Annotated in this window: 19 protein-coding genes and 1 pseudogene; 15 read left to right on the forward strand and 5 right to left on the reverse strand. The window is 62.4% G+C overall.

Annotation, left to right across the window (positions count from 1 at the left end; translation table 11 throughout):
- The first annotated feature begins 21 nt into the window (after positions 1-21).
- The 7 genes from NKI47_RS03405 to NKI47_RS03435 all read left to right on the forward strand — a co-directional run bounded on the left by NKI47_RS03405 (position 22) and on the right by NKI47_RS03435 (position 5,671).
- Positions 22-1,086 carry a putative urea ABC transporter substrate-binding protein gene (locus NKI47_RS03405; protein ID WP_023679467.1) on the forward strand — a complete coding sequence of 355 codons (1,065 nt, stop codon included), beginning with the start codon at positions 22-24 and terminating at the stop codon, positions 1,084-1,086.
- 38 nt (positions 1,087-1,124) lie between these two features.
- Entirely contained in the window at positions 1,125-2,003 is an 879-nt protein-coding gene (locus NKI47_RS03410) for an ABC transporter permease (RefSeq protein ID WP_352587526.1), read from the forward strand.
- Positions 2,000-2,809: an ATP-binding cassette domain-containing protein gene (locus tag NKI47_RS03415; RefSeq protein WP_023679465.1), complete on the forward strand. Its 810-nt coding sequence runs from the start codon at positions 2,000-2,002 to the stop codon at positions 2,807-2,809. Before NKI47_RS03410 ends, NKI47_RS03415 begins: the two co-directional genes overlap by 4 nt.
- 10 nt (positions 2,810-2,819) lie before the next feature.
- On the forward strand, positions 2,820-4,028 hold the full coding sequence (locus tag NKI47_RS03420; protein ID WP_352578214.1) for an agmatinase family protein: 1,209 nt from the start codon (positions 2,820-2,822) through the stop codon (positions 4,026-4,028).
- A gap of 2 nt (positions 4,029-4,030) precedes the next feature.
- Positions 4,031-4,582, forward strand: coding sequence for a hypothetical protein (locus NKI47_RS03425; RefSeq protein ID WP_352587442.1), 552 nt, complete (start codon positions 4,031-4,033; stop codon positions 4,580-4,582).
- Positions 4,583-4,616: 34 nt separating this feature from the next.
- Positions 4,617-5,210: a HupE/UreJ family protein gene (locus NKI47_RS03430; RefSeq protein WP_352587445.1), complete on the forward strand. Its 594-nt coding sequence runs from the start codon at positions 4,617-4,619 to the stop codon at positions 5,208-5,210.
- Between the two features lie 224 nt (positions 5,211-5,434).
- The gene (locus NKI47_RS03435) at positions 5,435-5,671 is read left to right on the forward strand and encodes a thiamine pyrophosphate-dependent enzyme (RefSeq protein WP_352587538.1); all 237 of its coding nucleotides are present in this window, start codon (positions 5,435-5,437) and stop codon (positions 5,669-5,671) included.
- 503 nt (positions 5,672-6,174) lie between these two features.
- Here the strand turns inward: NKI47_RS03435 and NKI47_RS03440 are convergent.
- Positions 6,175-7,449 (reverse strand): D-tagatose-bisphosphate aldolase, class II, non-catalytic subunit, encoded by a 1,275-nt coding sequence (locus tag NKI47_RS03440; RefSeq protein ID WP_352587448.1) that lies wholly within the window; start codon positions 7,447-7,449, stop codon positions 6,175-6,177.
- 8 nt (positions 7,450-7,457) lie between these two features.
- A complete protein-coding gene (locus tag NKI47_RS03445) occupies positions 7,458-8,408 on the reverse strand; it encodes a sugar kinase (protein WP_352587451.1) in 951 nt (316 codons plus the stop codon).
- Positions 8,409-8,672: 264 nt separating this feature from the next.
- On the opposite strand from NKI47_RS03445, the gene NKI47_RS03450 reads away from it, so the two are divergent.
- Entirely contained in the window at positions 8,673-9,695 is a 1,023-nt protein-coding gene (locus NKI47_RS03450) for a LacI family DNA-binding transcriptional regulator (RefSeq protein ID WP_352587529.1), read from the forward strand.
- On the opposite strand, the gene NKI47_RS03455 is transcribed toward NKI47_RS03450, so the two are convergent.
- The 3 genes from NKI47_RS03455 to NKI47_RS03465 all read right to left on the reverse strand — a co-directional run bounded on the left by NKI47_RS03455 (position 9,683) and on the right by NKI47_RS03465 (position 12,849).
- Positions 9,683-10,669: an alpha/beta hydrolase gene (locus NKI47_RS03455; RefSeq protein ID WP_352587454.1), complete on the reverse strand. Its 987-nt coding sequence runs from the start codon at positions 10,667-10,669 to the stop codon at positions 9,683-9,685. The two genes, NKI47_RS03450 and NKI47_RS03455, sit on opposite strands and share 13 nt — an antisense overlap.
- 18 nt (positions 10,670-10,687) lie before the next feature.
- The gene (locus NKI47_RS03460; RefSeq protein WP_352587457.1) at positions 10,688-11,836 is read right to left on the reverse strand and encodes a Gfo/Idh/MocA family protein; all 1,149 of its coding nucleotides are present in this window, start codon (positions 11,834-11,836) and stop codon (positions 10,688-10,690) included.
- 251 nt (positions 11,837-12,087) lie between these two features.
- Positions 12,088-12,849 carry a DeoR/GlpR family DNA-binding transcription regulator gene (locus NKI47_RS03465; protein WP_352587532.1) on the reverse strand — a complete coding sequence of 254 codons (762 nt, stop codon included), beginning with the start codon at positions 12,847-12,849 and terminating at the stop codon, positions 12,088-12,090.
- A gap of 162 nt (positions 12,850-13,011) precedes the next feature.
- Here NKI47_RS03465 and NKI47_RS03470 point away from each other — a divergent pair, with 162 nt between their 5' ends.
- The 7 genes and pseudogenes from NKI47_RS03470 to NKI47_RS03505 all read left to right on the forward strand — a co-directional run bounded on the left by NKI47_RS03470 (position 13,012) and on the right by NKI47_RS03505 (position 20,264).
- Complete coding sequence (locus NKI47_RS03470) at positions 13,012-13,812, forward strand: beta/alpha barrel domain-containing protein (RefSeq protein ID WP_352587460.1); 801 nt, start codon at positions 13,012-13,014, stop codon at positions 13,810-13,812.
- A 3-nt stretch (positions 13,813-13,815) separates the two neighbouring features.
- A pseudogene (locus tag NKI47_RS35105) lies at positions 13,816-14,766 on the forward strand (PfkB family carbohydrate kinase).
- A gap of 90 nt (positions 14,767-14,856) precedes the next feature.
- Positions 14,857-16,002, forward strand: coding sequence for an ABC transporter ATP-binding protein (locus tag NKI47_RS03485; RefSeq protein ID WP_352587469.1), 1,146 nt, complete (start codon positions 14,857-14,859; stop codon positions 16,000-16,002).
- Positions 16,003-16,122: 120 nt separating this feature from the next.
- Positions 16,123-17,370: an ABC transporter substrate-binding protein gene (locus NKI47_RS03490; RefSeq protein ID WP_352587472.1), complete on the forward strand. Its 1,248-nt coding sequence runs from the start codon at positions 16,123-16,125 to the stop codon at positions 17,368-17,370.
- Positions 17,371-17,509: 139 nt separating this feature from the next.
- Entirely contained in the window at positions 17,510-18,406 is an 897-nt protein-coding gene (locus NKI47_RS03495) for a carbohydrate ABC transporter permease (RefSeq protein ID WP_352587475.1), read from the forward strand.
- Positions 18,407-18,411: 5 nt separating this feature from the next.
- On the forward strand, positions 18,412-19,254 hold the full coding sequence (locus NKI47_RS03500; RefSeq protein ID WP_192254565.1) for a carbohydrate ABC transporter permease: 843 nt from the start codon (positions 18,412-18,414) through the stop codon (positions 19,252-19,254).
- A gap of 188 nt (positions 19,255-19,442) precedes the next feature.
- The gene (locus NKI47_RS03505) at positions 19,443-20,264 is read left to right on the forward strand and encodes a sugar phosphate isomerase/epimerase family protein (RefSeq protein ID WP_352587478.1); all 822 of its coding nucleotides are present in this window, start codon (positions 19,443-19,445) and stop codon (positions 20,262-20,264) included.
- The last annotated feature ends 2 nt before the right edge of the window (positions 20,265-20,266 follow it).

Below are 20,266 nucleotides of genomic sequence, written 5' to 3' on the forward strand. Positions count from 1 at the left end.
GATCGCAAACAGGGGTATGTAATGTTTCGCAAACTGGCCACAATCATCCTAGCCGCATCACTCAGCCTCCCCTTCATCTCAGCCGCGCAAGCGGCGCCCAAGAAAGACTTCAAGATTTGCTGGTCGATCTATGTCGGCTGGATGCCGTGGGGCTATCTTTCCGACAGCGGCATCATGAAGAAGTGGGCCGACAAATACGGCATCAATGTCGAGATCACCCGCATCAACGACTATGTCGAGAGCATCAACCAGTACACGGCCGGCGGCTTTGACGGCTGTTCGATGACCAACATGGATGCGCTTTCGATCCCGGCCGGCGGCGGTGTCGACACGACGGCCTTGATCGTCGGCGATTTCTCCAACGGCAACGACGCGGTCATCCTCAAGAACAAGACCGCGCTCAAGGATATTGCCGGCCAGAAGGTCAATCTCGTCGAGCTCTCCGTCTCACATTACCTACTTGCGCGCGCGCTGGAGACGGTGGAGTTGGCCGAAAAGGACATTACGGTGGTGAACACCTCCGATGCCGACATGGTCGCTGCCTACGGCACCAGCGACGTCACCTCCGTCGTCACCTGGAATCCGCTGGTCTCGGAAATCGCTGCCATGCCGGGCGCCCACAAGGTATTCGATTCGACTGAGATCCCCGGCGAGATCATCGACATGATGGTCGTCAACACCGCGACGCTGAAGGACAATCCGGCCTTGGGCAAGGCGCTTGTCGGTGCATGGTATGAAGCCATGGCGCTGATGACGTCGGGTACGCCCGAAGGCAAGGCGGCCAAGGAAGAGATGGCCAAGGCGTCGGGGACGGATCTTGCCGGTTTCGACGCTCAGCTTGCATCAACGGCGATGTTCTTCGAGCCGGCCAAGGCGGTCGCATTCACCAACGGCGCCGAACTGCCGAAGACCATGGATCTGGTGCGCAACTTCCTGTTCAGCCACGGCATTCTTGGTACCAACGCGCCGAGCGTCGACGTGATCGGCATGAGCTTCCCCGACGGCTCGACGCTGGGCGACGTCAACAACGTCAAGCTGCGCTTCGATCAGGCCTTTATGGCAGAGGCGGCGGGCGGAACGCTCTGACGCGGGAGCGCGACATGCTAGCCAGAGGAACCGGCATCATGCAGGCCGCAGCAGGCCCCGAAGTCGCGCGCCTGCAACTTAGCAGGCCGAAAGCGCGGCTTCGCCTCATCAACGCGACGGTCTCGCGCGGCGGAGCGTTGCTGCTTGGGACGCTGCCGTTTGCCGCCGTGGCGATTGCCTATCTCTTCGCTTCGTCGCAAAGGCTGGCGGTCAATCCCAGCGACAAGCTGCTGCCCTCCCCTGCACAGATGTGGTCGGCCTTTTCAGACCTGGCGACAGTGCCGGACAAGCGCTCCGGCGACCTGATCCTGTGGGCCGACACCTATGCCAGCCTGATCAGGCTGTTCGCCGGAGTCGGCATGGCCACGCTGGTGGCGCTCAGCCTCGGCGTCGCCATAGGTTTCATCCCGCGCGTCAGGGCCTTTCTGCTGCCCTTGGTCACAGTTGTCTGCGTCATCCCGCCACTGGCGCTGCTGCCGATCCTGTTCATTGCGCTCGGCCTCGGCGAAACGGCCAAGATCACCTTGATCGCTCTCGGCGTCGCACCGGTCATGGTGCGCGACATCGCCAACCGGGTGATGGAATTGCCGCCGGAGCTCGTCGCCAAGGCACAGACGCTCGGCGGCAACAGCTGGACCATGGTGCTCAGGCTGGTGCTGCCACAGGTCATGCCGCGCCTCATCACTTGCGTACGGCTGGCGCTTGGGCCGGCCTGGCTGTTCCTGATCGCGGCAGAAGCCATCGCCTCCACCGAGGGGCTCGGCTACCGCATCTTCCTCGTTCGTCGCTACCTATCGATGGACGTCATCCTGCCTTACGTCGCCTGGATCACGCTGCTTGCGGTGATGACCGACTGGCTGCTCGTGCGGCTCTCTCACATCATCTCGCCCTGGGCGCATCCGGTGCGGACCAGATGAGCCGGATCCTCGTCCATGGGCTGGAGAAGAGCTACGGCGACGCCCGCGTGCTGGAACGGGTCAATGTCTCCGCCGAAGCGGGTGAATTCCTGTCGCTGGTTGGCGCCAGCGGTTGTGGAAAATCGACATTCCTGCGCATCCTGCTTGGCCAGGAACAGCAAAGTGGCGGCGTGGTCGTCGTCGGCGACCAGCCGATCGTGCCGGAACCGACGCCGCAGCGCGGCATCGTCTTCCAGCGCTATTCCGTGTTCCCGCATCTGACCGCGCTGCAGAACTTGCTGCTGGTCGAGGACTTCCGTTCGGGCGGACCGTTCGGCCGCGTCTTCGGCGCCAGGCGCAAAAGCGCCAGGCAAGAAGCCGAAACCATGCTGGAACGGGTCGGGCTTGGCCATGCGCGCGATCTCTATCCGGCCACGCTTTCTGGCGGCATGCAGCAGCGGCTGGCGATCGCGCAGACCTTGCTCGGCCGGCCGCAGATCCTGCTTCTCGACGAGCCGTTCGGCGCACTCGATCCCGGTATTCGCATCGAGATGCATGAGCTGCTCACCGAGCTCTGGACCGAGCACGGCATGACCGTGGTCATGGTCACCCACGATATCGGCGAGGCATTCAAGCTCGGCACCCGCGTGCTGGTCTTCGACAAGGTGCGCCACGACCCCCAGTTCCCGTCCGCCTATGGCGCGACGATCACCTACGATCTGAAGCTCGACCGCAAGCACCGGGCTTCCGCACGAGACGTGGCCGAAGTGGCCGCGATGGTCGGGACGACCCGACTGGATAGCGCAATCGCGACGACGGCGTCGTGAAGGAGGTTTCATGCACAGAGATAGTCCAGAACGCCGGCATCGTCGCGCCGGGCTCACCGACCACCAGCCACGCCAACGCTTCCACCATCCGAACTTCGAGATCCGCGACATGCAGGGCTGGAAGTCGATCGAGGCGGAAGGAAAGCTGCCTGAGGATGGCTGGCGCAAGGAACAGAAATGGGCACTCGACATGGGCCTGCCCGGATCGGATTCGATCATCGACAAGTCGATCCCGACATTCGCGCGAGGCGAGTTGCCGCATTTCGCCGGCATCAACACCTTCCTCAAGGCGCCCTATGTCGAGAACGTCCGCGATGTCGGCAGATATGACGCTGCCGTCATGGGCATTCCTTTCGACAGCGGCACCACCTACCGGCCCGGAGCCCGCTTCGGGCCGCAAGGCATGCGCCGCATCTCGGCGCTCTACACGCCTTACAATTACGAGCTCGGTGTCGACCTGCGCGAGCAGATGACGCTTTGCGACGCCGGCGACGTCTTCACCATCCCCGCCAATCTCGAAAAGAGCTTCGACCAGATCACCAAGGGCGTCAGCCATGTCGCCTCTTCCGGGGCGCTGCCGATCATGCTCGGCGGCGACCATGCGATCGGATTTCCGTGCGTGCGCGGTATCGCCGACGTGACCTCCAAGCGCATCGGCATCATCCATTTCGACCGCCACATCGACATTCAGGAAAAGGATCTCGACGAACGTATGCACACGACGCCCTGGTACTGGGCAACCAACTTGCCGAACGTCTCGGCCACCAATCTGGTGCAGCTCGGCATCGGCGGCTGGCAGGTGCCGCGCTACGGCGTCGCCGAGGCGCGGAAGCGCGGCACCAACGTGCTGACGATTTCCGATATCGAACAGATGGGGCTGGAGAAGGCGGCGGAGATCGCGCTCGAGCTCGCATGGAAGGACACCGACGCGGTATACATCTCCTTCGATGTCGACAGCATCGATTGCGGTTTCGTGCCGGGTACGGGCTGGCCGGAGCCCGGTGGCTTCCTGCCGCGCGAGGCACTGAAGCTGCTCGGGCTAGTGTCGGCGCCCGGCATCTGCGGACTGGAAGTGGTCGAGGTGTCGCCGCCCTACGACACGTCAGACATCACGGCGCTGTTTGGCGTGCGGGTTGTCGTCGAGGCGCTGGGCTCGATGGTCGCGCACGGCAATCTCGGCAAACACAAATCCATCATCGACAAGCCGACGAGCTTTTGACCATGCACGATGATCATCACCACCACAGCCATGACCATGGCGACGGTCACCATCACGAGCCGAACGGTCATCATCACCATCCCCACCCCGTCGGCCACAACGGGCCGGCCGGCAAGCCGTTGCAATGGCAGACACCGCATCTACCGCACGACCATGCGCCCGAACCCGCCGACGCGCCGGCGACGGATCTCGATCTCCTCGAGATCGCGTTTCTCGAAGGGTTTTCGCGGGCGCCCGACCCCTCCAGTTTCCTGCGCCTCGCCGGGATTCCGTTCGTCGGCGAGACCGCCGACGGCGTGCGGCTGCATCTTCTGCGCGTCGAGACGCAGGACATGGTCGATGTCGGCGCCGTCATGCCGCTGATTGGTGGCGCCGGCGTCACCTATCACCCGCTGCCCGCGAAACTGACGTCGCGCCGGCGCCGCCTAGCCTTCGTCTACCACAACGGCAAGGCACAAACGCCCCTTGACTTCGGCGAGGCGCGGCTTCTGGCCGAGAGGTCCGGCGCCGCACAATTCACCATGCCAGGGGCGGACAATGAGCACCGGCCTTGAACCGATCGCACTCCTATCAAACAGGTCCAGAACCATGAACAGAACGCTTTCATTCTTCGACAGACTCGCCCTGGCAGCCGCCACAACCCTCATCCCCTCATTGGCCTTCGCCCATAGCGGCGGTTTTCATGCCCACGGCTTTGTAGACGGCCTTCAGCACCCGCTGACCGGTATGGACCACCTGCTTGCCATGATGGCTGTAGGCATCATTGCCGCTCGCGCCGGCGGCAAGGGGATCATCATCGTGCCGTCGTGCTTTGTCTCGGCGATGCTCGCTGGCGCCCTGCTCGGTATCGCCGGCATCGGCCTGCCCTCACTGGAAACCGGCATAACGCTATCGCTGGTGGTCTTCGGCGCCATGATGGCGCTTGCCAAGCCGCTTCCGCTCGCTGTGGCCGCCTCGCTGACTGCTCTCTTCGCCCTCTTCCACGGCAATGCCCATGGCCTCGAAATTCCCGAGACGGCCAGCGGCATCGCTTATGCGGTCGGCTTCGTGGTCGCTACTTCGGCTCTTCACGCGACCGGCGCGTTAGCCGCCCTAACACTTCGGCGCTGGCCGCGAGCCATCCGCACGGCAGGGGTCGGCACGTCGTTGGTCGGCGTGGCGCTGGCGGCACAGATCATCTGAACCGCAGCCCATTCATCTGCGATGAACAGGAGGCGAAGGCGTGATCAACCGGCTAACCGTTTGGCAGCGCATCCGAAACGTGCTGTACCAGATCCTGAAGACCCGGTCTGAGCGACTCTGATCTCATCCGGAGATTGAGGCTAGCAGCTTGCCGTACGCCGCGCGCGCGTACGGAGCGGTCCGCCGTGGGTCGCGATTAACTTGCTAGCTGCAGCCGGACGGTCTTGCCTGACGTCGCCGGCCTGTTCCCAGCTACGCCAAATGAACGCCGTCGTGAACTCCGCGCCGGCGAGCGTGACTTGGTCGTCACCGCTGCTGGCGGCCTCCCGGGCGAGGTCATGAAGAACTGGCGTGTCAAAGCGCCGAACACATTCGATCGCGAATTCGGCTTCTCACGCATGGGCTACGAGATCGCCGCAGGGTGGGGTGCGGCGATGGCCGATGTAGCATCCAGACAGTAATTCGAGGTTGATTGCCTACGGGACTATGCGCGGATTTCTATTCCGAACACCCTGCCGGCGTCGTTCAAGCACTTGATAAACGATCCTGACACTCCACCGGCGGTTGGCAACACATCTGCGGCCTCCGGAGGCCCACCATAAGTCAATAAAATCAAACGCTATGGACGGCGGTTCGCCAGTTATTACTTGGCTACCCGAGCCAAAACACACCGCTAAGTCATTGATAAATAATAACAATGGTGGGCCCGGAGGATGTGCTAGAAACGTCGATTTGATTGGGTTTTTCGTGGGCCAAAATCAGAAGTATTCCCGTATCGTTCCGTATGGTTCCGCGATGCTCTCACCATCGAATTGGCTGTGCCCTGCTTATATTAGTCCAACAGCAGCCCAACTTCGAAGGTCCGGCATAGCCTCCGCGTGTGTCGGCTGAGCGCACATCTTAGATCACGCGCGTCCTCCGGGCGCGGCTCGACCCTGCAACGGCGAATCTAGGACGATCCGCGCTACTGTAACGTCGCACGCCCATAGGAATCGAAGACACGGGTGATGCTGCCAATCAGCAGGTCATACGCGACGGGCTCGATCCGACCTGCCGCAACCTCGGCATCGAGTTGCCCCAGATACTGGCTGATCAAAGGGCGGGGAATGTCCCTGTCGCCCAGAAAATCCAGCAGCGTCTGTGTCGCGTGCTGTGCGTCGGGCGTCGGCCAGTAGTAACGGATGCGGTCGCTGAAGGAGAAGTGCCGCTGCACGCGCTGCTCGTCCGGCGTACCCGGATAGTATTTCTGCCAATTGTCCGGCGAGGCAAGCATGACGCGCTCCATCGCCGCCGGTAGGCTTTCACGGGACGGGTCTGGCGCAAGCACGTCGGCGATGTGGCTCAGCCCGTACAACGCCTCGCGCAGCGCGAAGGTGAGCCAGGGTCCAACCTTGAGGATGGCGAAGCCGTCGCGCACCAGAGCCCCAAGGGCCTCGTTTGGCTGGTAGTCGGTCGAATGCGCCTCGAAGACGAATTGCGGCATGCGCCCGAGCACGGCGACCAGCTGCGTCGCCTTCCGCGGCGCGTAGGCGATGATCTCGGCATTACCGAATTCGACGCCCGGCTGGACGACGACGCCGACCGCACGCGCAAAGGCAGCATCGAGGCCGGCGCGCGAAAATGCCTGTCGGTGGATCTCGACGGTGCGCAGGGCGTCATCGGGTTCGGTGACATGCATATGATCGAGCGCTTCGAGCGCGCCGCCCGGCACCGGAACTTCGGTGCCGATGATGTAGACCGGTTTCTCGCCGCCAATGCGTTCGACCGCCGCCTCGGCGACGGCCGCAAGCGCGGCGGCGCGTGCAGCGATGGTCTCGTCGGCAAGCGCGGCTGGATCGTCGGCGCAAGCCATGCTGGTGTCGAGATGCAGCTTGGTGAAGCCGGCGCCGGCATAGGCGTCGATCATCGCCTTCGCCTTCGTCATCGCCTCGGCGGAAGGAAGATGCTTCCACGGATTGGGACCGAGATGATCGCCGCCGAGGATCAGGCGATCGAGCGGAAGGCCGGCCCTTTGCGCATGGCCCTCGACGAAGCTGCGGAAGCCGGCGGGCGTCATGCCGGTGTAGCCGCCTTCGTGATTGACCTGGTTGCAGGTCGCCTCGATCAGCACATCGGAACCGCGCGACGCGCCGTGGCGGAGCGCGGCCTCGATCACCAGCGGATGCGCCGAACAGATCGAGGCGATGCCGCCTTTCTCACCCGCGGCGCGCTTCACCGCGATGCTGGCAAATCTCTGCATCGCGGCCCTCACGGCCGGCCCCTCCCGGCGGTGGTTGCGAAAGCCTCAACCTCGGCCAGCGGAAAGACACCTTCCATTGGCCCCTTGCGAGTAACGGCTAGCGCGCCACACGCATTGGCGATCATGAGCGCCTGGGCGGGTGCCGCACCACGAAGCCAGAATGAGACGAAGGCAGCGCCGAAACAGTCACCGGCGCCGGTCGGATCGACCTCGTTGATGGCAAAGCCCGGCAAGGCCACCGTGCCGTGACGGTCGTGGAAGGCGGCGCCGTCGGCGCCCTTCTTGAGGACGACGCAGGAAACGCCGCGCTGCAGGAGGTCGTCGACCGCGCCCTTTTCGTCGCCGGCCGACGAAAACAGGAACAGTTCGTTGCCGCTCGGCAGGAAGACATCGGTTTGCTTGAGCACTTGGTCGAGCGCTTCGCGCATGCCGGAGGCCTGCATGATCTCGCGGCGAATGTTGGGGTCGAAGGACACCGTCCCGCCCTTGGCCTTCACCGTTTGGATCGCCGACAACGCGACATCGGTGGCGCGGTCGGAGAACAGTGACGAGCCCATGATATGGACATGGTCGGCGCCGGCCAGCATGCTTGTAGCAGCGGCATCGATCCCGACCAGGCCGGCGGCGCTGTTGCGGATGTTGAAGACAAAGTGCCGGCTGCCATCCGCCCGGTAGGTGACGAAGGCGGTGCCCGTCGCGTGGTCCTTGTGAACCGCGATCGCCGACACGTCGGCTCCCAGGGTCCGCAGCCGCTCGATGTTCAACTGGCCGAAATCGTCCTCGCCGACCGCGCCGATCAGGCCGGCGGGTTGGCCGAGCGCTGCGGCCTGGCCGATGAAGATGGCGGGCGCGCCGGACGGATAAGGCCCCAGCAGCGGGCCCGGTTCGAGAAAGCTCTGGCCGATACGCTCGGCCATGATCTCGACGAGGATCTCGCCGGCTGAGACCAGCTTCTTCATCGCGGAATTCCTCCCGGCGTTTCGCTCCAGTCCGACTGCGGACTTCAGTCGCGCACAATTGTGCCTGGCGGCAACCGACATCCGGAGTCAATACGGCTTGCACTTTTTGCGCCAATTAATAAATTTACGCGTGGAATAATTTTATTATACGCGTTAAAACAGCTACAGTTTTCTGTAAAATTTTGCCTTGCGGTTGCACGCCGGCGCACCGTAAGTAGGTGCCGGACAGCACAAGGAACGAGGTTTCCGGAAGGCGGGGAATCGCTGGCGATGAAGCACAAGACGATGGAGGACTTCGCGCGCTCGTGTGGCGTCTCCAGGCCGACCTTGTCGAAATATTTCGACGATCCGACCAGCGTCAAGCCGGCGACGCGAAAGCGCATCGAGGAAGCGCTGCGCTCGTCCGACTACCAGCCCAATTTGTTCGCGCGCAACCTCAACCGCAAGCGTACCCGCAGCATCGGCATCATGGTGCCGACGGTGGCCGATCCCTTCTATTCGGAGATGGTCAGCCGCATAGAACTCAGGCTGCGCGACGAGGGCTACTGGCCGATCGTGATCTCCTCGCACGGCTCGCGCGAACTCGAAGTGGAGGCAACGCGAACGATCCTGTCGCTGAAAGTCTCCGGCGCGCTGATCGCACCGCTCGGCGTGCGCTCGGACCACCGCACGCTGGAAAAGCTGACGCAGGCGATCCCGGTCGTCTATTTCGACACCTATCTCGAAGGCGGGACGCCGTTCGTCGGCAACAACAACGCACAGAGCGTCTCGACCATCGTCGATTATCTTTGCCGGTCCGGCGGCGCCCCGGTCTATTTCGACATCCCGCATGTCAACCACAACTCGCCGGAACGGCTGGAGAGCTATGTCGCCTCGATGAAGCGGCTCGGGCATGAGCCGGTCGTCATCGGCAACACCGAGGACTACACTTGGGATTTCGAACGGATCGGCTACGAGCAGACGGAAACGATGCTCGACAATGGCGGCCTGGCGGGAAAGACCATCCTGTGCAACAACGACCGCTTGGCCTTTGGCGTGATGGCCGCCGCCTATGCGCGCGGACTCAAGATCGGCCGCAAGGGCGATTGCGACCTGCGGGTAGCCGCCCATGACGATCATCCACTCAGCCGCTACACCTGCCCCGGTCTCACCACCATGGCGCAGGACTTCGCCTCGATGGCCGGGCGCAGCGTCGAGATGCTGCTGGCGGTGCTTGAGGAGGACGACACGGCGGTCGCACCCAAAGTCAGTCTCGATGCGACGCTGGTGATGCGTCAGTCGGCCTGATCTTTCCCAAAAGCCGAATCGAAGCCGCGCCATGCGGCGACCGCAGCGCCAACGGCCTGTCGCGCTGCCGTGCCATGGCGGCCCATGGAAACAAAACCATGGATCTGGCCTGGCCAACGCCGCAGCACGACCGGCACACCGTCATCTTGCAGACGCCCGGCGTAGGCCTCGCCTTCATCAGCGAGGATGTCGTGACCGGCGATGGCGACGAAGGCTGGCGCCGCGCCGGCGAGGCTCTCCGCCCTGAGTGGCGAGGCGCGCCAGTCGTCGATGTCGGCGGCATAGCGGACATAGTGATCGCGAAACCAGGCCATGGTCGAGGCGGTCAGGCCAAAACCTTCGGCGAAGCGGCGATAGCTGTCCGCCGTCTGCGCGGCATCAGTGTTGGGATAGAACAGCAGCTGCGCGGTCAACGGAATAGGATCGCCCCGCGCGAGAAGACTAAGCACCGTGGCGAGATTGCCGCCGGCGCTGTCGCCGGCAACGGCAATGCGCCGAGCGTCGATGCCGAGATCGCCAGGTGCCTCTTGCATGAAGGAGAGCACGGCGCGGCAATCCTCGACCGCGGCCGGGAATTTGTGCTCCGGCGCCAGCCGGTAGGCGGGCGAAACGACGACGCAAGCCGCCATATTGGCGAACCAGCGGCAGATCTCGTCATGGGAATCGAGATTGCCGATCACCCAGCCACCGCCATGCAGGTAAAGCAGCGCCGGGGCAGTTGCATCAGGCGCGTCCTGCCCGCGATAGATCCTGAGCGTCAGCGAACCGCCGGGTCCAAGGATGGCGCGCTCAGTGACCGAAGCCACCGGCTCGCGCTCACCCTGCTGGTCCGGAAGGCCTTCTTCGTAGGCACAGCGCGCCTGTTGCGGTGTACCGGTCTCGAATGGCAAGGCGTCAGCCTGCCGGCCGAGCTCGAGCACATGCCGGGCTTCCGGGTCGAGTGGGGACAGGGACGGCGCTGAAGGCGATGTCATCATGGATCTCCCTCCCCGTCAGGCAAGCAGACCTGCCGCCTCGTCCTCGCCGAGCAGCGGCGGCTGGTCGACGGTCCCATTGACGGCAATTGAGCCGCGGCTTTCGCCCGAAGCCAGGATCGCTTCCATGATCTCCAGAACATGCAGCGCCAGATCGCCGGAGGCGCGGGGCTTGCGCCCATCGGCCAGCGCCCGCGCAAGATCGGCGACGCCTAGCATGCGGTAGTTGGCGCGGTCGGGTGCGACATAGGGCCAGTTGCGCGCACCGTAGAGTTGGGCCTCGCTGGCGAAATCAGCCCAGTAGTCGCCGCGCGCCGAGAGCGAAACTGTGCCGCCGAATGTGTCGGGATCGGGCAATCGCAGCGAGCCTTCGGTGCCGTGCAGTTCGATCGGATGGTTGGAGTGCTTGAACACGTCCCAGGACGCGCCGAAGGTGACGGTGGCGCCAGAGCGGAACTCCAGCAGGGACAGGATGGTGGTCGGCGTGCCGACCTTGAAGCTGGTGTTCTTGTAAGGACCTTCGGCTGATATCAGACGTTCCTCCTGACCGCGCGTCGCCATCGCCATGACGCGCTCGACCGGGCCGAGCAGGTTGACCAGCATCGTCAGGTAGTAAGGGCCCATGTCGAAGACCGGGCCGCCGCCTGGCTGATAGTAGAATTGCGGATTGGGATGCCAGTGCTCCATGCCGCGCCCCATCATGAAGGCGGTGCCGGTCACAGCGCGGCCGATCGCACCCTCATCCATCAGCCGGCGCGCCCGCCGTCCGGCAGCGCCGAGGAAGGTGTCGGGAGCCGAGCCGAGCTGCAACCCGCGCGCCCTCGCCTCCTCGACCAGCCGGCGGCCGTCGGCGGCCGATGTCGCCAAAGGCTTTTCGGTAAAGACGTGCTTTCCCGCCGAAAGCGCCGAAAGCGAAATGTCGAAATGCGCCGCCGGTATCGTCAAATTGAGAACAAGATCGATGTCCGGGTCGGCCAGCAGCGCGTCGACGCCGAGTGCGCGGATGCCATGCTCCCTGGCGCGCAGCGCAGCCATATCGGCCGAAATGTCGGCGCAGGCGCTGAGCTCTACCCCGCCGAACAGAGCCGCATTGCGCAAATAGGTCATCGAGATGTTGCCGCATCCGATGACGCCGACGCCGAGCTTTGTCTTTGATTTTCTGTGCATTTCAGATCGTACCTCTAGGTCATGGCCTGGCTACGGCAAGGTTCATAGTCGAAAGCCGCTATATAACATTTTAAATCTTGACGCGCGTAAAATTTTTATAGAGCATGTGAAAAGGCTGGCGCAGCATTGGGGGCCGCCAGCCTTGAGGAGGAGAACATGACTGACATGAAAAAACGGCCAACGGCCGATGCGAATCCCGTGGGTCATGCGCGCACTGGATCTTTCCGTCGCGGTCAGGGACCGAGACGGGTTCAGGCATAGATCACCTTGGCCCTGGTCCTATCAAGCTGGCTGCGTATTGGACCGGGCAGGCCATCGTCGGTGATCACCACATCGACGGCCGACAGCGAAAATGCCTTGGAGGTCCCGCTGACGCCCCATTTGCTCGAATCGGCGAGGAGGACAACGCGCCGGGCCATGCGAACGAGGTTTCGCTTCGTTCGCGCCATGTCTTCGTTCACGTCGACCACATCCAGTGACGAGTCTATCGCATGCGCTCCAACAAAGACCTGATGCGCCACCAAGCCGCCGAGAGCCGTATCGGCATCGGTGATCAGTGTGCTCACCGTGTCGGGATAGACCCGGCCGCCGATCATATGAACGTCGAGCCCGGGACGATGCATAAGGTGCTGCACGATATTCATGGCCGTGGCCGCGACCACGACATTGCTGAGCGGCGGTAACTGCATGGCAAGCTGCATCAATGTCGAGCCGCCGTCGAAGATGACCGATTGGTTGTCCTCGAAGAGGTCTACCGCCGCCCGGGCGATGCGCTTCTTTGCGTCGAGGTTGGCTTGCATCCGCCGGGCGAACGCGGCCGTAGTCGAATCGGTGGTACGGGTCACCGCCCCTCCACGGGTCTTGGTCAGTAGTCCCTTTCGGTCCAGTATCTCGAGGTCGGAGCGCACCGTGACTTCCGACACGCCAAACCCGTCTGACAGGTCCTTCGTGCGAACCTGTCCGCTGCGTTGCACCTCACCCAGGATCGATTGGCGTCTCTGCTCCGACAACATTGCCCTGCCCTTGCCTCCCTGCGCCAAGCAACCGCTCTGGCCTCGGCTCACCTTAGCAAAAATACGCAAATTCGAAAGCTTTCGAAAGATTGTTTTTCTTATTTCTTTCGGAAACACTGGGTCCAGGATTTTGAAATCAAACGATTGGGGAATTTTGCACTCATGAGCCTAGGAACCAAGGTGCGTCTTGCGCGCCTCTTCTCGCATCCATCGGGGAACCTTTTTGGCGGCGCCGTCGACCACTTCGTCGGCTATGGTGACGTGCGCAAAGGCGGCCTTGCCGACCTGCCGGGTGCGCTTGCCCGCGTCATGGCGGGCAGACCCGACTACGTCAGCATCCAGCCTGGCACCGCGCGCCATCTGTGGCCGCAATATGCGGGCAGGGCTTCCTTGGTGATTCAGGCGGGCTGCTTCACTCCGGACGATCGCATCAGCGAGTTGATCGCAACGCCCGAGGATGCGGTGCGCGCCGGGGCCGATGCGTTGGCCGTGGCCATTCCGGTGCGCGGCGCCACCGAGGGCAAATACATACGCTGGCTGACCGATTCGGTGAATGCAGCGGCCCGCTACGGCATGCCTGTGGTGGCGCATATCTACCCTCGCGATTTCACCGACGGAGCAAAGATCGTCTTCACCCCCGACGAGATCGCCTATGCGGCGCGCATCGGCTACGAGTCCGGCGTCGACGTGATCAAGATCGGCTACACGGGCGATTTCGAGTCGTTCCGAGAGACCGTCCGGACCTGCCCGGTGCCGGTTGTGATCGCGGGTGGTCCGAAAACCGATACGCTGCTCGGCGCGCTTAAGCAGACGGCGGACGCCATCCGTGCCGGCGCACGCGGTGCCGTGGTAGGCCGCAATCTCTGGGGGCATGGCGATCCGGAGAAGGCTGCGCTTGCCTTTCGGGGCGTCATCCATGACGGCCTTTCGGCGCAAGACGCCCTGGCAAAGGCGGGTGCCTGAACGATGCCCACCGTCCCTTCAATCCTCGGCTTCGGCGCTATTGCGATCGACGACATCGTCTATGTCGATCAGCCGTTGTCGGCGGGCAAGGGGAAGGTTCTGCATAGTGCCCGGTCTTTCGGGGGAAATGTCGCGACGGCGCTAGCCGCCGTCGCGCGGCTCGGCGGAAGCGCCGGGTTCGTCGGATGGCTGGGCAGCGCCGCTGACGACGCCGTGCTGCGCGATCTCGTTGCGAGCGGTGTTGAAACCGAATTCGCGCCGCGCCACCCGGACGCGCGCCCGGTGCGCTCGCACATTACCGTCGGCTCGGACGGGGAACGGTTCATCGCGTATGAGGACGACGCGATGCTGGGCACCGCGTCGGACTTCCCGGACGAGGTCCTCAGCCGCGCGACTGTCCTGATCGTCGATAGCTAGGCGATCCGGTCGCTGGATGTCGTGGCTCGCGCTCGCGATCTCGGCCTTGCGATCCTCGGCGATATCGAATGGAGCTGCGGCCCAGCCACGGAGCGGCTGATCGCGCTCTGCGACCATCTCATTCTTCCCCTCGGCTTTGCGCGGACTGCCACAGGGCGCCGATCGCCCGCCGAGTTGCTCGATGCATTGTGGTCGCCGTCGCGGTCCGCCGTGGTTCTGACCGATGGCGGCAGGGGCGTGTACTATCGCGGGCGTAAAGAGACAGGTCTCTGGCATCTGCCCCCGCACCGGGTTGTGGTCGTCGACTCGACCGGCGCGGGTGACTGCTTTCATGGCGCCTACGCCCATGCGTTGATGCGCGGAGCCGACACCGCAGGCCGGGTGGCATTCGCGGCCGCGGCGGCGGCCCTCTCGATAACGGGGCGTGGCGGGCGCGAGGCGCTTCCGACCGACGACCAGGTCACGGAACTCCTGGCATCGACGAACGCGCCGTCAGCAGTCGAACTGAAAAATGCGTATGTCGATACTGGAACATAGCCTGAAACTATCCGAGGAAACATTTCGCAGGTGAACATAAGCCGAGAAGAATTATAAGAATCATTGGCTTATACTTGTGGAGGCAGGAAGATGGCAGAAGTCATTCTAGAGAATATCTGCAAAACTTACGGGAACAATTTTCGCGCAATCGACCAATTGAACCTATCGGTCGAGGACGGCGAGTTCTTGATTCTCGTCGGGCCGTCCGGCTGCGGCAAATCCACCGCGTTGCGAATGATCGCGGGATTGGAGGACATCACCAGCGGCAGTCTTCGGATCGGCGGAGTCGACGTCGTCGACATGCCGCCCAAGGACCGCGACATCGCGATGGTCTTCCAGAGCTACGCACTCTACCCGCATATGACGGTGTTCGAAAACATCGCCTTTTCGATGCGGCTGGCAGGCAAGCCGAAGGCCGAGCGCAAGAAGCGCGTGGGCGAGATCGCCAAAACCCTTCAGCTGACGTCTTTGCTGGACAGCAAACCCGCGAACCTGTCAGGCGGACAGCGCCAACGGGTTGCCATGGGCCGCGCCATGGTACGCGAGCCGGCCGCCTTTCTCATGGACGAACCCCTTTCCAACCTCGATGCGAAACTGCGTGTTCAAATGCGCGCCGAAATCACCAGCCTGCAAAAGCAGCTCGGCGTAACGACCATATACGTGACCCACGACCAAATCGAAGCGATGACGATGGGCGACAGGGTCGCGGTGTTGAAGGGCGGCGTGCTGCAGCAGGTCGACACACCCAAGAGACTGTATGAGTCGCCGGTGAATGCCTTCGTCGCCGGCTTCATCGGTTCTCCGTCGATGAACCTTTTCGAAGCGACCCTAAAGGGCGGCGAGCTCGGTTTTCGCGACTTCGCCATCCGATTGCAGGATGCAGCTTTCGTCGGCAGGCCCGCTCTGAGGTCCTATGAGGGCTGCAAGATCGTGTTCGGCATACGGCCCGAGGATCTTTATGACAGCAGCCTCGAATCCGGCCGCAATTATCAGACGATACCCGCAAAGGTGACTTCGATCGAAGAGCTCGGCTCTGAACATATCGTCCACCTGAACATCGACGCGGTCCGGGTGGACTCCGGCGATCCGGACGCAGCGGAGGATTTTGGCCTGGCATCGAACGCAGTGGCGAGATTCGAACCGGCCAGCGCCATCCACTCCGACTCGGAAATCCGGTTGGCCGTGGATGATGCCAAGTTCCATTTCTTCGATCCCGAGACGCATCTAGCGATCTGAAGATCTGCAGCAGACCGCAGGCGAGAGGGAGGCGCCTGCGAAAGATACTCGCAAGAAGGCTTCTGAATAAACCAGACGATCGTCCGCATTGTGCGGTCGATCTTGTAGAAGGAGGAGAAAATGATGTTTCGGATGCAACCCGCGATGCTGAAAATAGCCGCGGCCGCATGGTTGCTTGGCGCAACCAGCGCCATGGCGGACACGACGCTGGAATTCACCCAATGGTGGGAGCCTGAATTGCCGGCTGGCTCGCTCAGGGCAATCATGGATGACTTCGAGGCCGCAAACCCCGGAATCAAGGTGACATTGGTCAGCGGCCCCTACGCGACCACGCGAGACCAGATCTCGGTGGGTGCCGCAACCGGAACGCTCAGCGACGTCGTCGGTCTCGACGGCGCCTGGGTGAACAATCTGAATGCGCAGAGCGCACTCGCCGACATGAGTCCGATGATGGATGCGAGTGGTTTCGACAAGAGCCAGGTCGCGGACATCATCAAGGTGGACGGCAAGGCGGTGATGTTTCCCGTGGCTTCCTTCGTTTATCCGGTCTTCGTGAATTTGGACCTCGCCGCCCAGGCAGGCGTGACCAAGCTGCCGTCGACCCGCGCGGAGTTTCTCGAAGCCGCCAAGAAGATGACGCACGCCGACAAGAACCAGTATGGCTGGGTGTTGCCCCTGTCGCTGCAAACGCCATCCGGCGTCCAGAACGACATGATGTCTTGGGTTTGGGCTTCGGGTCAGTCGATGATGGCGAACGGCAAGCCCGCTCTCGAGGGCAAGCCGGTGGTGGATATGCTCACCTTCGTCAAATCACTCAACGACGCCGGCACCATCTCGCCCGGCATCGCCACTAAGACCGAGCAGGAAAAGGTCGAGGAATTCGTCAACGACCGCGTCGGGATGATGATCGACTCGCTCGCGCATGTGAACCTCATCCGCAAACGCAACCCCAAGCTGAACTTCGACCTCATCCCGGTCCCGGTCGTAGAAAACTATACCGGCAAGCGCGGCCTTCCCTATGCCTCCTGGGGCATCGGCATCTCTGCTGCCTCGAAACATCAGGAGGAAGCCTGGAAACTCGTCCAATATCTGATGAGTGAAGAGGTGAACGCCAAGCTCGTGTCGCTTGCAAACGCCTTCCCGGGCAACGTCAACGCCAAACCCGATTTCGTGACCTCGGACAAAGCTTTCGGCAAGGCTTTCGAAATCTTCAAGACCGGTTATCTCGCCAATGAGTTCACGGGCCTGCCGGTGGCTGAAGACCTGATGACCCAGTTCGACGTTCAAGCCCAGAAGATGCTCGCCGGCGAGCAGTCTCCGGAACAAGCTGCAGCCACCGCTCAGAAGGGCTGGATGGCGAAATTCTGATCGGCCTTTTCCCGTTTGCTATGTTCGACCGGGTGGCCTGACTTCGGGCAGGCCACCCGGCAACAACGGATCGGCAATTTGAGATGGACCTGTTTCCGAAGCTTACCTTCTCGCTGAAGGCGTATCCCAAGGTTGGCACATGACCCGGCAAAAGCGCTCCCACCACAAGCTGAAACGAGCGGTCGCACCCTACCTCTATCTGTCGCCCTCGCTGCTCATAATCGGGCTTCTGATGCTGCTGCCGATGGTGACGGTGATTGCCTACTCGTTCCAGAACAGCGCGGTGCTGCGTCGTGACCCGTCCTTTGCCGGACTGAAACACTACCAGGCGATCTTTAACGATCCGGTGTTCTGGGCTTCGCTGTGGCACACGCTCTACTTCACATGCATGAGTGTCATTTTCCACATGACCATCGGCATGATCTTCGCGCTCATGCTGAACAGCGAGCGCATCAATCCGACGCTGCGCAATATCCTGCGCGTGCTCTACATTCTGCCCTGGCTGTTCACCGCGGTGATTATCGCCGTGATCTGGCGCCTCCTGCTTGAGCCGAACGGTGTCGTGAACAGCGTTCTCATGCAAATCGGCATCATCGGTTCCAAGGTCGAGTGGTTTTCCTCGCCCGAGACCGCGCTGCACGCCGTCACCTTCGCCAATATCTGGGCGGGCTACCCGCTTTTCATGGTCAGCCTGCTCGCAGGCTTGCAGGGCATTCCCAAGGATTTCTACGAGGCCGCCGATATCGACGGGGCTAAGGCCTACCAGAAGCTGATCTTCATCACGATCCCGCAGCTGATGCCGATCATCATCAGCATCTCGCTGCTCGACTTCATCTGGACCATGCAGGTCTTTCCATTGATCTGGATAACGACGGGCGGCGGTCCGATCTATTCGACCGAGGTCCTCAGCACCTACACGTACAAGCTGGCGTTTTCGAGCTACAACCTGTCGCAGGCGTCGGCAAGCGCCGTGGTCATCCTGCTGATCTCTCTCGGCCTGACGCTGTTCTACATCCGCTATCAAAAGGCTCGGTAGTCACCATGAGGAAAAGGCACACGCCGAAAGACAGGCTGATCACCGTCGCGCTGCATGTCGCGCTTGCCGCAGGGCTCTTTTTCGCGGCCTTCCCGATCTACTGGATGCTGAGCAGCTCGTTCAAGTCGAATACCGAAATCTTTGCCCTGCCACCAACCGTCCTGCCGAAGGCCTTCACGCTGGAAGCGTATGCGGCCATCCTTGGCGACCCGGTAAAGCTGCGCTTCTTCTTCAACAGCTACTTCGTGGCCGGGGCGGTGACCGTGCTGACGGTGCTGATCGCCTTGCTGGCGGCCTATGGGTTCAGCCGTTTCAATTTCCGCGGCAAGGGCAGCCTCAACACACTCATCATCAGCACGCAGACGATCCCGCCGATCACGCTTTTGATCCCCTTCTTCGGGCTTGTCGTCTCGTATGGCATCTTCGACACCTACGTCGCACTGATCCTGACTTACCTGGTGTTTACGCTGCCCTACGCGATCCTCCTGATGACGGGATATCTGAACACCTTGCCCCGCGATCTCGATGAAGCGGTGGCTGTCGACGGCGGCAGCAGCTGGACCGCACTCTGGCGGGTGATCGTCCCGATTTCACTGCCTGGTATCGTGGCGACGTCGGTCTACACCTTCCTGTTGTGCTGGAACGAATTTCTCTTTGCGCTGACGCTGACGAAGTCAACGTCCATGCGCACCGTCCCGATCGGTATCCAGCTGTTGATGGGGCAGCACGCCTTCGAATGGAACCAGATGATGGCAATGAGCGTGCTCGGCTCGCTACCGCTCTTGCTCATCTACCTCGTTGCCCAGAGGTTCTTCCTCGCCGGTATGACCGCCGGCTCGGTCAAGTAGGATGTCCCTCCCACGGAGAACTGATGGAGTAGGCCGCGCATCGAAATCGATGGATTGGACCTTCTCTGCTGGCAGGCGATATCGCCGCGGCCTCAGGCGTCGTCATAGCGCCGCTGATCGTGCTGGAGCCGTTCTTCCAGCGCCACATCATCGAAGGGCCTATGTAGGTGGAATCAAGGAATGAAAGGATGAACGTGAAAGACCTCAAAGTCGGCTGCCAGACCTTCACCTGGGAAATGCTCGGAGACCGTTTTGCCGGCGGCCCCGACGACCTGCTCAAAGCGATCGCCGATGGCGGCTATGCCGGCATCGAGATCACCGACACGATGATCGGCCGCTATGCCGGCAAGCCGGCGGAGTTCGCTGCGGCGCTGAAGACATCCGGCCTGACGCTGGTCTCCTTCGCGTTCGGTTCGGACAGCGGCTTCACACTCAAGGAGAAGATCGGCGCCGACCTCGAGACCGCCAAGCGCTGGATCGATTTCGCCGCCGCCTTTCCGGGCGCGATGGTGTCCATGGGCTCGGCCACCGTCGTGTCGGACGGTCCGCGCGACGACAAGTTCGCCATTGCGGCCGAGGTCTACAACAAGGCTGGTGAACTCGGCCGCAGGGCCGGCGTCCAGGTCGCGGTGCATCCGAGCTCGCACCACAACACGCTGCTCTACGACCGCCCCGATTGCGACCGTATCTTCGGGCTGCTCGATGCCTCGCTGGTCGGCTGGGTGCCGGACACCGGCCACATCCTGCGCGGCCACAAGGACATGGCCGACACGCTCACCACCTATCGCGATCGCATCTGCTACGTGCACCTGAAGGATGTCGATGCGAGCGGCACCTGGGCGATGCTCGGCAAGGGCGTCTGCGACACCGCGAAGGTGATCGAGATCGCCAGTGCGGCACCCAACTTCAATGGCTGGCTGGTGGTGGAGGAAGAGTCCGAGACCGCCGCCGCCGATCCGGCCGGCGCGGTCAAGACCAACCGCCAGACCATGCGCGGCTACGGAGCCTGAGA

The organism is Mesorhizobium sp. M0633 (genome assembly GCF_040320645.1).
Taxonomy (GTDB): Bacteria; Pseudomonadota; Alphaproteobacteria; order Rhizobiales; family Rhizobiaceae; genus Mesorhizobium.